The organism is Kamptonema animale CS-326, from assembly GCF_028330895.1.
GTDB lineage: Bacteria > Cyanobacteriota > Cyanobacteriia > Cyanobacteriales > Microcoleaceae > Kamptonema > Kamptonema formosum.
Map to the genome: position 1 here is coordinate 1 of NZ_JAQMUA010000351.1, position 10,855 is coordinate 10,855.

General features: G+C 44.4%; 14 protein-coding genes and 1 tRNA gene. 5 read left to right on the forward strand and 10 right to left on the reverse strand.

What is annotated here, in order from left to right; all coding sequences use genetic code 11:
• Nucleotides 1–428 precede the first annotated feature (428 nt).
• The 5 genes from PN499_RS20310 to yqeK all read right to left on the reverse strand — a co-directional run bounded on the left by PN499_RS20310 (nucleotide 429) and on the right by yqeK (nucleotide 3,479).
• Nucleotides 429–502: transfer RNA gene (locus tag PN499_RS20310), tRNA-Met, on the reverse strand.
• A gap of 119 nt (nucleotides 503–621) precedes the next feature.
• Nucleotides 622–1,575 (reverse strand): asparaginase, encoded by a 954-nt coding sequence (locus PN499_RS20315; RefSeq protein ID WP_272034034.1) that lies wholly within the window; start codon nucleotides 1,573–1,575, stop codon nucleotides 622–624.
• A gap of 207 nt (nucleotides 1,576–1,782) precedes the next feature.
• The gene (locus PN499_RS20320) at nucleotides 1,783–2,298 is read right to left on the reverse strand and encodes a CGLD27 family protein (protein ID WP_272034036.1); all 516 of its coding nucleotides are present in this window, start codon (nucleotides 2,296–2,298) and stop codon (nucleotides 1,783–1,785) included.
• Nucleotides 2,299–2,302: 4 nt separating this feature from the next.
• Nucleotides 2,303–2,740 carry a ribosome silencing factor gene (rsfS, locus tag PN499_RS20325; protein ID WP_272034037.1) on the reverse strand — a complete coding sequence of 146 codons (438 nt, stop codon included), beginning with the start codon at nucleotides 2,738–2,740 and terminating at the stop codon, nucleotides 2,303–2,305.
• Between the two features lie 139 nt (nucleotides 2,741–2,879).
• Nucleotides 2,880–3,479: a bis(5'-nucleosyl)-tetraphosphatase (symmetrical) YqeK gene (gene yqeK / locus PN499_RS20330; RefSeq protein WP_272034039.1), complete on the reverse strand. Its 600-nt coding sequence runs from the start codon at nucleotides 3,477–3,479 to the stop codon at nucleotides 2,880–2,882.
• A gap of 601 nt (nucleotides 3,480–4,080) precedes the next feature.
• On the opposite strand from yqeK, the gene aroF reads away from it, so the two are divergent.
• A complete protein-coding gene (gene aroF / locus PN499_RS20335) occupies nucleotides 4,081–4,956 on the forward strand; it encodes a 3-deoxy-7-phosphoheptulonate synthase (RefSeq protein ID WP_272034041.1) in 876 nt (291 codons plus the stop codon).
• Between the two features lie 142 nt (nucleotides 4,957–5,098).
• Nucleotides 5,099–5,293, forward strand: a complete 195-nt coding sequence (locus PN499_RS20340; protein ID WP_272034042.1) for a heavy-metal-associated domain-containing protein — start codon at nucleotides 5,099–5,101, stop codon at nucleotides 5,291–5,293.
• Nucleotides 5,294–5,371: 78 nt separating this feature from the next.
• On the opposite strand, the gene PN499_RS20345 is transcribed toward PN499_RS20340, so the two are convergent.
• Genes PN499_RS20345 through PN499_RS20355 form a run of 3 tightly spaced genes read right to left on the reverse strand, consistent with a single transcriptional unit; the run spans nucleotide 5,372 to nucleotide 6,665 of the window.
• The gene (locus tag PN499_RS20345; RefSeq protein ID WP_272034044.1) at nucleotides 5,372–5,809 is read right to left on the reverse strand and encodes a barstar family protein; all 438 of its coding nucleotides are present in this window, start codon (nucleotides 5,807–5,809) and stop codon (nucleotides 5,372–5,374) included.
• Between the two features lie 6 nt (nucleotides 5,810–5,815).
• Nucleotides 5,816–6,220: a guanyl-specific ribonuclease gene (locus PN499_RS20350; RefSeq protein WP_272034046.1), complete on the reverse strand. Its 405-nt coding sequence runs from the start codon at nucleotides 6,218–6,220 to the stop codon at nucleotides 5,816–5,818.
• 34 nt (nucleotides 6,221–6,254) lie between these two features.
• Entirely contained in the window at nucleotides 6,255–6,665 is a 411-nt protein-coding gene (locus PN499_RS20355) for an ArsR/SmtB family transcription factor (protein WP_272034048.1), read from the reverse strand.
• Nucleotides 6,666–6,814: 149 nt separating this feature from the next.
• On the opposite strand from PN499_RS20355, the gene PN499_RS20360 reads away from it, so the two are divergent.
• Nucleotides 6,815–6,982: a metallothionein gene (locus tag PN499_RS20360; RefSeq protein WP_272034050.1), complete on the forward strand. Its 168-nt coding sequence runs from the start codon at nucleotides 6,815–6,817 to the stop codon at nucleotides 6,980–6,982.
• A gap of 301 nt (nucleotides 6,983–7,283) precedes the next feature.
• Nucleotides 7,284–7,553: a DUF7219 family protein gene (locus PN499_RS20365; RefSeq protein ID WP_272034051.1), complete on the forward strand. Its 270-nt coding sequence runs from the start codon at nucleotides 7,284–7,286 to the stop codon at nucleotides 7,551–7,553.
• A gap of 171 nt (nucleotides 7,554–7,724) precedes the next feature.
• Here PN499_RS20365 and PN499_RS20370 read toward each other — a convergent pair whose 3' ends face one another.
• The gene (locus PN499_RS20370) at nucleotides 7,725–8,414 is read right to left on the reverse strand and encodes an NADPH-dependent F420 reductase (RefSeq protein ID WP_334311708.1); all 690 of its coding nucleotides are present in this window, start codon (nucleotides 8,412–8,414) and stop codon (nucleotides 7,725–7,727) included.
• Between the two features lie 253 nt (nucleotides 8,415–8,667).
• A complete protein-coding gene (locus tag PN499_RS20375) occupies nucleotides 8,668–9,768 on the reverse strand; it encodes a metal ABC transporter solute-binding protein, Zn/Mn family (RefSeq protein ID WP_272034052.1) in 1,101 nt (366 codons plus the stop codon).
• Between the two features lie 92 nt (nucleotides 9,769–9,860).
• On the opposite strand from PN499_RS20375, the gene PN499_RS20380 reads away from it, so the two are divergent.
• Nucleotides 9,861–10,580: a metal ABC transporter ATP-binding protein gene (locus tag PN499_RS20380; RefSeq protein ID WP_272034053.1), complete on the forward strand. Its 720-nt coding sequence runs from the start codon at nucleotides 9,861–9,863 to the stop codon at nucleotides 10,578–10,580.
• The last annotated feature ends 275 nt before the right edge of the window (nucleotides 10,581–10,855 follow it).

The following is a 10,855-nucleotide window of genomic DNA, read 5'->3' on the forward strand; positions in this document are numbered from 1 at the left end:
AAAATGCTATTATGTGTGGTATCGCAGGCGAGGCTTTACTGAACCATGTAATTATAGTTCATTTGATCTTATCTTCTCTGTTAGACCCTCACGAGTGAGTGTCAGTAACAGGATACCTCATCTTTCTGAGAAAGGCTATATTACTTATGCAAAATTAAAATTTACATTTACAGCTTTTATGAGGAGATTAAAGCAGTGCAACATACAGTAAATATTGCATCTACTATAGCAGTGATAAGTAAATTTTATATTTGTATAAATACTGTTTTAACTTGCTTATCAAGTAGGTTGACCTCTTATTTTGAGGATAGTTTGGAATTGAGTTTGAGAGAAATTTGAGAGAGAGTGGCTAGGTAAAGGAACCAGCTAGTAGTGGCTAAAAAACAAAACCCTGCAACCATGAGGATTACAGAGTTTGTTTAATTAAATGGCGGGAAGTGGATTTGAACCACTGACCTTCGGGTTATGAGCCCGACGAGCTACCAGGCTGCTCTATCCCGCGTCGCTTTAATTAATATAACGCGGTCTTCTAAAAATTGCAACCCCTAAATCAAAAATAAATGATTTTTTTTTCATTTTCAATCCAGGAATTGCCACAATCCAATCACAGTATAGCTTATATCACAACATAGACAATTCCCCTACCACCTCGAGACGCTTGAATTCGCTTAAAGTCATATAAGTTTCCGACAAAGTTTCTGCGATCGCAGGACTAATCCAGCCCAACTGCTTCAATAAATGAATTGCTACCGCATACTTAGCCCGCTTCGCCCCATCCGTTACCTTAATCGCCAAACCCATTCCCTCGCCAACCCTACCAATGCACTGCACGCCTTCCGCCCCCGATTTACTCACCACTTCCCCCTCACTCAACCGCATCAATTCGGTATCGAATATACCCTCGCCTGCCACCATTACCGGGTGATGAGTCATCGCCCGGACAATGCGCTCCATATCCAAATTGTCACCGGAAGCCAACTGTGCGTACAAAGAAGCCATTTGCCCCAACTGCATAAAATAAGTAGGAGCCCCACAATCATCGCGAGCACTGATAAACTCTTCAGCCGGCATCGCCAGCATCTCCGCAACCTTTGTCAAAATCAACTGCTGCACTGGGTGTTTGCGGCGCAAGTAAGTTTCTAGCGGCCAGTGCCTTTGCTGGCAGACAGCCAACATCCCCGCGTGTTTCCCCGAACAATTGTATTGCAGAGGGCTAGTTTTCCCTTCTGGAATCGGGCACTGGAGTTTTGAGGAGTCCACGTTACACCGCCACAAGACATTAAATGCCTGTCGCGCCTGCTCAATAGTTCCTTGGTGAGAGCTACAAATAATCGCTAAATCTCGATCCGTAAGTTCATAGCGTTCTAGGGTACCGGTGGTAGTGACGGCCAGCGCTTGAAATGGCTTGAGTGCTGAACGGATAAATGTAGCTGTATCCGAGTTGCCAGCAACCGATAGAACGCGACCCCGATTGTCACAAACAGCAGCCTGGACGCGGTGCGTTGATTCAATTACGCCATCCCGCAGCAGTCTGACTTCCAACTCTCGCGCTTGCGTTCGTTTTCCCCTGGTCATATTTAGATTTATTAGTTGTTAATTGTTAATTGTTAGTTGTTGGTTGTTGGTTGTTGGTTGTTAATTGTTAGTTGTTAGCTATTGTTAGTTGTTAGCTAAACATCGGGTGAGCGATCGCTGCAAAAATGCTTGTAAATTAGCTGTAGATTATGGTAGGCGATCGCCCACCCTACAACTAACTAACTACTAACTACTAACCACTAACTACTAACCACTAACTACTAACAAAAAATACCAAATTATACCGCCAGCCAATAGGAATGAGATCAAACCATAAACAGTCTGACGCAATCGTTGCAGAATCGGTTGAACTTGGTAGGTGACAATTAACTGGTCTTGGAGCAAAACTTCAGGAGTTTTAGGCCAGGATTGACAGTCGTACCAGCCAGACTCTTCGTAAACAACAGTAGCATTTGCGAGGCGCGATCGCACGTACAACCAACCCAAATAAAGCCGCAGCAATGCCAGTCCTAAAATAAAACTAGCACCAGCCGCACCGCTGAGTATAAACTGAACCGGATGCTTGAGAGGGGCAAAGCTAGATGCAGCTATCGGCCCAGATACCAGCCAACTCCATCCCCACAACCAGGCGAGTTTCGCCAGATAGCTAGGCCACTCTAGAGTGGCCCAGCTAAAAAACCAAGACTCTTTAAGTTCTTGGTACTCGTTGACTGGTTGCTGTTCGGTGGGAACTGGACAGGTAGAAACTGAAACATCCCTCATACTGCTATCCTCTTAGGGCGGCAGAAAAGTGGATGCGCTCGGCATGACCCCAGAAGGCTTCTAGATTGTAAAACTCGCGTTCGTGAGGCATTAAGATATGGACGATCGCATCGCCGTAGTCCATCAGTACCCAAGTCCCCTCTCCTTGCCCTTCAATTCGCACGGGCATCCGCTGCCACTCTGTTTCGACCTTATGAGCGATCGCTTGGGTAATAGCTCGTACTTGCGCGTTAGAAAACCCGGTGACAATCACGAAGTAGTCTGCCAAATAGGATACTTCTGATACCTGGAGCAGTATGATATTACCTCCCTTGCGGTCTTCGGCAGCTTCGGCAATTGTAAAAGCCAGGGCGCGGCTTTCATCTAAAGAATTGCCAGCGATCGCTGTAACTTTAGTCGAAGAGTTAGTAGAAGAGTATGGGGCTTGGGTGTTATTTGTCATCAAATTCTTAATTTCCTAATAGATTTGCTAATTGCTAATTGCTAATTGGTAATTGCTAATTGCTAATTGGTAATTGCTAATTGCTAATTGCTAACCATTAACAACTAACCACTAACAACTAACCATTAACAACTAACCATTAACGAACTTTAGCCATTTGTAGCGCCCAATTGCGGGTCAGTATGCTGCGCGGGTGGATCAAACAGCGAGTTTCTAGCAAATATTTAAAAGCATAATCACAAGTTTGCCAAACTGCTGCATGAAGATTTTTTTTGCTGTGAGATCGCATTACCTCTAGCTCTGGGCTCTTACCCCGGCTTGGCTCTAAAGCATCTGCTATAAACACGATACAACTCAGTTGGCTCATACCAGGCCGTCCTAGAGTATGATTCGCGATCGCCTGCAATATTTCTTCATCTTGCACTCCGAACTCGTCTCTAGCAACCACCGCGCTAATATCAGCGTGCAGCAAGTGTGGCGCAGCTTCCAACACTGAGTCTAGCTCTAAACCTTCTGCCCTAGCCATTTCCAATAAAAGTTTGGGCTTAAAGTATTTAGCCAAATCGTGCATCAAGCCTGCCACTTGTGCTTTAGAAGCATCTATGCTATAAAGACTTGCCAACTCAGCCGCCATCTGCTCGACACCAAGAATGTGCTCGATCCGGGCAGGTGGAACGCGCTCGGAAAGCCAAACTAAGACGCGATCGCGCAGCCCCGATATTGCCAAAGTATCGCCCATAGCCCGCTGAGAATATCTTTATACGACTTACGCAGAATTGGTAACGCCCCCGTATCAGCAGTAAAATTACCCTTGTCTCGGTGGCATTACGCAATAAATGGGTAACTATATAATTCTAGCGTCTGTTAAAAATTAATAGTGGGAATTCCCAGTAATTTAACCGTGCGATCGCACCCCAGTTCGGAAATTCTCAGAGAATTTCTCAGAAATAGGGCTTGACATTATGCGCTCCCTTTGCTACGGTGAGTGGTAATAGATGTAAATTCCATCCTCAAACGCAGCGCATTGCTCATGTTTGCAAACAAATATTACTTTTATTTTTGGTGGTTTAAGCACGTTCACTTGGGGTGAATCAGATTTGCTATAAATCTCCAAGTGAACCGCAGAATTAGACCTGCGGTTTTTGTTTGCTCAATTTACAGTTTAGCTCTAGCGAAAACAGCCATGACATTATTCGATAACTGGTTTTACGGCTTTTATTTTTGGCCCCGAAGGAGTTCTGGGTAAATTGTCGTGCTGCTTTTCGCGCCTCACCCGGAACTCCTTAAAGTTCCGGGTTTTTTTTGTCACTCACACTTTTTTTTGAAGGAGAATACCACTCGTGTTAGATGCCAAACTCACCACCAAATCTAGCCTTGAACACCAAACCACAGTCAAACTTTCAGAACACGCCACTATTGGCGGTAAAGAAATTATCATTATCGGCGGGCCTTGTACAGTCGAAAGTGCTCAACAAATGGAAGAAGTCGCAACCCGACTAGGAGTCGCACCCATTCAAGCTTTACGCGGCGGTGTCTACAAACCCCGCACTTCTCCCTATTCTTTCCAAGGTATGGGAGTTGAAGGACTCAAAATTTTAGCAGATGTCAGCCAACGCCATCACCTCCCAATCGTAACAGAGGTAATGTCAATTGCTCAAATTGCCCCAGTTGTTACCTACGCGGATATGCTTCAAATTGGCAGCCGCAATATGCAAAATTTCGAGCTTCTAAAAGCAGTCGGTCAAGCAGGAAAACCTGTTCTACTCAAACGCGGTTTATCCGCCACAATTGAAGAATTTGTGATGGCCGCTGAATACATTTTAAGTCATGGAAACCCTGATGTTGTACTCTGCGAACGAGGTATTCGTAGCTTCGACAATTACACCCGCAATGTCTTAGATTTAGGGGCAGTAGTAGCGCTAAAACAATTAACTCATCTGCCAATAATTGTAGATCCTTCTCATGCAGTAGGCAAGCGGGAATTAGTCGCACCTCTGGCTAAAGCTGCGATTGCTTGTGGTGCTGATGGGTTGATCGTTGAGTGTCACCCGGAACCAGAAAAATCGGTTTCCGATGCGCGGCAGGCCCTTTCTTTAGAAAATATGATTGAGTTAGTTTACAGTTTACGCTCGGTAGCGGCGGCCGTTGGTCGCAGCCTTGCTGAAGTCCGTCCCCACTTTTCTGTTGTGCCGAAAGTTGTAGCAAAATCAGCTTAAATGGGACTTACGCAGGTTTGTTGAGTAACGTCATCGTCTCGACAGTAGAAGAACCGCCGAGACGGCCGCGTTACAAACAGTTTTGGGTAATTTCTGTTAAAATAAAAAAAGAATATTATCCTTTCAATTTCTCTATTGAACTATGGCTATCAAACTCAACGTTCCTTCAATAGTCTGTTCTGGCTGCGGCGACACGATTACCAAAGCCATCAAAACTGTCGAATCCGAAGCTAACGTCAATGTCGATGTCGCAGCTAAGACTGTCACCGTAGAAGCTCAAGCCTCTGAAGAGTCAATCAAGCAGGCAATTTCGGCTACAGGTCACACTGTTGCCTAAAGGCTAAAAGATGAAGGATTAAATGTTTTTTCCCCCATTCATCCTTCATCTAACTAACGCTATCACTCAAGACAGATGTTAGAGAATTTCCAGATTTTTGATATTTAAATTATTGGCTTTAATCAGTACAGACATAGGTGTACTTGTTGCCTGCCAATATTCAACGGCTGACCGAAAAATATCTATTGCTGTAGCCCAGTCTGAAGGGTTATTTCTAGCAAAATTCTCAGGTTGAGAGTACAGCAAAATATATCCCTTGGCAGCAACCCAATCTAGATCGGTAATACAGTCTTCAAAAGCATCCCAATTACTGCCAAAATATGCGGGAAAGCTCATCGCTTTTGCAGATGCTTTGAGCAAGTCTGTCTTGCTGGCAATATCCTTGCCCTCGATATGGAAAAATTGTAACCCGTGTTGTTGACAGAGAGAGGATAATTCATCAATTTTTATTTCTCCTGTCACTCCGTATAATCCCGGCTGGCGATCGCCTTTAATAACTTCCAGCAGTTGCTTCATGTCTGATTACTCCGTTACCCTGAAAAAGGTATTGTAATGGTCGTTGGTGTAGTAAATTTCACCACCCTCTCCAGTCACAATACGTCTTGCGCCTCGATCGCGCGATCTGGGAGTGGGTACGGTATACTCGCGGTAGTATCCTCTAGGTTTCGCGGGCAGTCTTCTTTCCCGGTTCTGAAACACAGTACCGTCTTTCTGATAGGGAAATGGCCCACCTCGCCTAATTAGATTAAGAGTATCCTTGGCTTCTGAAGGTAACTTAGTGATAGAAATAGTCGGTATTAGAGCAATAATAATACTGCCCGTTACGTTGGCTGCTATTTTTATTTGCCCTTGAACTTCAGCAGCAATTAACCCGATCGCTGCCAAGCTAGTAAGCAGCCAGCTTCCAGCTTTTCTAAATAGCTTCATGAGGTAGGAAGGATGTGTTGACTCCGCTTTTAGTTTAGCCTTCCTCGTCTAAGTGTTCGGCAACAGCCCTGTAAAGTTCCAAGACGTGGCGATCGAGAAGGCTGTAAAAAACCTGCCGCCCTTGCTTGCGATAGCTGACTAAACGCAACGCCCGCAACGCCCGCAATTGATGGGATACTGCCGATTCACTCATATCTAGCGTTGCTGCTAAGTCGCAGACGCAAAGCTCTTGAGCAGCTAAAACTGATAACAGCCGCAGACGGTTAGCATCTCCCAAAAGGCTGAAAAACTCAGCCATTCGCTGAGCTTTCTGGGAGTTGAGAACTTGGGTTTGAATGCCTTGTACGCGATCGCTATCGACTAGATGGGGGGAATCGCACGTTGGAGTATCGGTTTTTTCAATAGCTTGGGTTACAGCCTGATTAACAGCAGAGTTAGGCGGCATTATATACAATTTTTTTTAGGATCTGATTCTCATTCTAGCTTGGATCGCGCTCTGACCTAAATTGTAACAGTCCCTTCACATTACCTTGACATATATCTGAATATATGTTCAGATATTAATAATACCAGAGAAATTTACTCAAAAAAGCCATGACTACCGTAACCCAGATGAAATGTGCCTGTTCTTCTTGCCTGTGTGTTGTTAGCCTCACCGAAGCCATTGAAAAAAACGGTCAATACTACTGCTCGAATGCCTGTGCTGACGGTCATCCGAATGGCACAGGCTGTGGACACGCAGGCTGTGAATGCCACAACTAGACACGCGGATTGAGAAAGAGTTAAAGTAAATTATTCAATCTATCTATAGGGGGATGCGCTCAAGCACCCTTTATTTTTTGGGCGATTTGATTAAATTTAGGTTAAAATTGTACTAAATAAAAGTTAAAATCAGCCTGATTGAGATTGCTAAGCACAGCTTAAGAATGCGTAATCGCTATTTAAGTCAATACAATAGAAGCGAGTTAACCCCGTCATAAGTAAACAAACTGATGCAGAAAACAGACGGTGCATTTTTACAAAAGAAACGTAACGCAGGTTTTGATTCATTAAGGAGAGAGCTATGACTAAAGAGAGCGACCAATTTTTACATCCCCGCAGCCGCTACTACGGTGACTTCACACCAGAGAACTTAGCGTTTAATGCTAATTTGCAGGAGTTTGCCCAGAAAATAACCTACATCTGCTCTCTGGAGACTGGCGGAAAAATTAGCTCAGAAAAGGCTTACAAAGAAATTAAGGCACTCTGGAAACAGTTGAAAAGCTCGAAGAAAAATCTGGGAATTGACGAAAAACCCCCTAAGAGCGATGAGGGAAAATCAACAACTGAATAGAAAGCGATTCAGTCAGAGCCCCGTTAAGCCTAAAAGCTAAAACGGGGTTTTTTATCTAGGGACTAGAGGTTATACCAATACTGAAAATTTGGCAACAGCGATCGTAGTAGGTTGGGTATAACGAAGTGAAACCCAAGATCGGGATTATGGAGTTCTAGATGCGTAGCTCATCTATCGACGCATATATCGAAAACCAACATCAGTACCGCCTCTGAGCCCATAGGCAATTTGGAGATTTAGCTGGGCCATTGCTTCTAAGTATCTGGCATTTTTGAGAACTCCCGCATCAACAGGCTCAAATCCAGCATCTTGGATCAACTTAGCAACGACATCTTTTGCCTCTGGATAATCTCCACAGTAAAATCCTGTGCCTTTATGTTCGCCAAAAGTTTGTTTTCCGGATGCCATAACTTCAGCAAAAATCGTGTTGAATGCTTTGACAATTTTTGCTCCAGGAATCAATTTTGCGATTTCTTCTGCTGATGAAATTGGATGACCTAATGTGTTTGACATATAGTCTGGAACAAGGGGATTGGTGCAATCAATTACAATTTTTCCACTCAAATCGCCCAGTTCTACAATTACATCCTTTGTAACGTTGTTTGACCAAGGCGTTGCAATCACGATGACATCAGCATCTACGACAGCCTCAGCATAGGTTGTTCCGCTTGCATTTTTCCCCAAGGGTTCTGCGAGCTCTTTTGCTTTGTTTGCGTCTCGTGAACCTAAAACCACTTGATGATGTGCTAAAATAAAGAGGTTGGCGAGGTTACTGCAAACATTACCACTGCCGATGACTGCAATTTTCATCTGTGCGATCCCTGTATTTGTGTATTGGGCAATGCGATTAAAATTAATTATATCTCTTTAACTTCTTAGCTATTATCTTCAGCATAGCCCCCTTCTCAGGGATGTTATTATCCTTTGTGGTTTGAAAGAGCCTTTTGTTGTCTGCGATCGCGGCCTTCGTTGAGCGATCGCCATTAATTATTCATCTCCCTATAACGCATAAATCATCAAATTTGTCAATAGGTAAGTTCAGAGTAACGCCGTCGTCCTGGTAAAGCTCTCCCTGGAACGGCGGCGTTACAAACAATGATGGGTAAGTCCGATATTATTTAGGTACTTGTGCAGTCAAAGGTGTACACTTACCTCCCAACCCTTGAGCGATCGCACAAGTATTTTCAGCTAACATCCCCTCATAGGTATCAGCACCACTTCCAGGCGAACCCAGCCCATCGCTGTAAAGTTCCTGGGCGGAAATTTTGACATTTGCCTCCCTAGCAACGGCCTCTATCAGCTTTGGGTTAACAGTTGTCTCCGCAAAAATCGTCGGTACTCCAGTTGACTTAATTTCCTCAGAAAGTTCTGCAATCCGTTTCGGCGTTGGTTGTTCCTCCGTGCTCACTCCCTGTAAAGCCCCAGTAATCTCTAAACCGTAGGCATTGGCGTAGTAACTTAAAGCATCGTGGGTAGTAATTAATTTGCGTCTGTCGCTGGGTATGGTGGCAATTTGAGCCTTAATCCAACTATCCAACTGTTCTAACTCGCCAGTAAGTTTTTTGGCATTGCGGCTGTAGAGTTCGGCATTGCTAGGGGCGAGCTTTTCCAATTCGTCACTAATTGCCCCCACAATACCAATACCATTTCTGGCATTATGCCAAACGTGGGGGTCGGCAACCAGTTGATCTTCTGTGTGGTTGAGATCGGAGGTTTCTGTTTTCTCCTGCGTGTGGAATTCTCCCTCGTGTTCGTGTTCATCTCCCATCAAGGGTTTCGGGACAGCTTTCTCGTGGATGGCGATTTTGGGTGCAGCGTTGGTGGTGGATTGGATTAACTTCAGTAGTGTAGGTTCGTGGTTGTAGCCACCGTAAAAAATTAGGTTTGCTGTTTCAATCGCTTTGCGATCTTCTGGCTGAGCTTGATAAGTGTGGGGATCTTGACCTGGCTTGATTAAACAGGTCATATCGATCGTATCCTGGGCAATTTTGGTAGTGAGATCGCACAGAACACCAGTGGTAACAACTACTTTTGGCTTGGGTTGGCTGGTTTGAGCTTGAGTTGAGGCGGGAGTAGTTTGGCTTTGGTTTGTATCGATCGCGGTTGAATTGTTGGTATTGGTGTCTCCAGCACTGCATCCAGCGAGTTCCAAGGCGATCGCCACAGCAGCAGCACCCCAAATTCGGCGAGTTTTTTTTTGTAATCTCTTTAACATTTCCTGATTTAGAACGATAATCGTTATTAGTTGTTACTGTTATCCTATTCTAGGAGATATGGGAACAAGAATCGTTATCACAAAATCGGATTATGTTAGAAGTTCAAAACCTCGCCGTCAGTTATCAAGGGGAGTGCGCTCTCAAAAGTATTAGTTTCAAGTTAGAACCAGGGCAGTTAGTTGGAGTCCTTGGCCCCAATGGAGCGGGGAAAAGTACCTTAGTAAAAGCGATGCTGGGATTAGTGCCTATTCGGTGTGGTCGGGTGTTGTATGAAGGGCGACAGTTGAAGGAGCAGTTAGGGCGGGTTGCTTATGTACCGCAGCGATCGCAAATTGACTGGGACTATCCGGTGACAGTCTGGAATGTAGTGATGATGGCCCGTACAGTGCAGACCGGTTGGTTCCGCAAACCTTCTCGCCAGTCGCAAGAATTAGCTTCATCAGCATTGAAGCGAGTAGGGATGTGGGAATACCGATCGCGGCAAATTGGGGAACTGTCAGGGGGACAACAGCAGCGGATATTTCTAGCGCGATCGCTCGCTCAGCAAGCAGATGTGTTTTTCTTTGACGAACCGTTTAACGCGATCGACAAAACCACAGAAGAGATCGTCTTCGATATTTTTCGAGAACTGAAAGCCCAAAATAAAACTTTGCTGGTAATCAGCCACGATTTAGGTGAAACTTTAAAACAATACGATCGTTTATTATTGATAAATAAGCAGCTAATTGCGGCAGGATTTCGTCGAGAAGTGCTAACCGCTGCTAATATTCAAAAAGCTTATGGGTACGATTTAAGTTTAGTTTCAGCCTGAGAAAATTTTTAACTCATAGGACTTACGGTAATTGGTAACTGTTAACTGTTAACTGTTAACTGGTAATTGGTAATTGGTAATTGGTAATTGGTAATTGGTAATTGGTAATGGCTAATGGCTAATTCAGGAGTTACGCACCCAACCAAAGAAACCGGGTTTTTTGACGAAAATACTTCGTTTTTACCCGCAGATTCTCTCAAAAACCCGGTTTCTGGAGCCCTGAGCGTAAGTCCTAATAATTGCTAATGGCTAATTACCCATCTTCCCATCTCCCC

Coding starts and splice junctions, on each gene's coding strand:
- PN499_RS20345 (WP_272034044.1), bottom strand. CDS start 5,809: ATGAAGCAACTGCTGGAAGTTATTAAAGGCGATCGCCAGCCGGGATTA.
- PN499_RS20315 (WP_272034034.1), bottom strand. CDS start 1,575: ATGACCAGGGGAAAACGAACGCAAGCGCGAGAGTTGGAAGTCAGACTG.
- PN499_RS20380 (WP_272034053.1), top strand. CDS start 9,861: ATGTTAGAAGTTCAAAACCTCGCCGTCAGTTATCAAGGGGAGTGCGCT.
- PN499_RS20375 (WP_272034052.1), bottom strand. CDS start 9,768: ATGTTAAAGAGATTACAAAAAAAAACTCGCCGAATTTGGGGTGCTGCT.
- PN499_RS20350 (WP_272034046.1), bottom strand. CDS start 6,220: ATGAAGCTATTTAGAAAAGCTGGAAGCTGGCTGCTTACTAGCTTGGCA.
- PN499_RS20340 (WP_272034042.1), top strand. CDS start 5,099: ATGGCTATCAAACTCAACGTTCCTTCAATAGTCTGTTCTGGCTGCGGC.
- rsfS (WP_272034037.1), bottom strand. CDS start 2,740: ATGACAAATAACACCCAAGCCCCATACTCTTCTACTAACTCTTCGACT.
- PN499_RS20320 (WP_272034036.1), bottom strand. CDS start 2,298: ATGAGGGATGTTTCAGTTTCTACCTGTCCAGTTCCCACCGAACAGCAA.
- PN499_RS20355 (WP_272034048.1), bottom strand. CDS start 6,665: ATGCCGCCTAACTCTGCTGTTAATCAGGCTGTAACCCAAGCTATTGAA.
- yqeK (WP_272034039.1), bottom strand. CDS start 3,479: ATGGGCGATACTTTGGCAATATCGGGGCTGCGCGATCGCGTCTTAGTT.
- PN499_RS20360 (WP_272034050.1), top strand. CDS start 6,815: ATGACTACCGTAACCCAGATGAAATGTGCCTGTTCTTCTTGCCTGTGT.
- PN499_RS20365 (WP_272034051.1), top strand. CDS start 7,284: ATGACTAAAGAGAGCGACCAATTTTTACATCCCCGCAGCCGCTACTAC.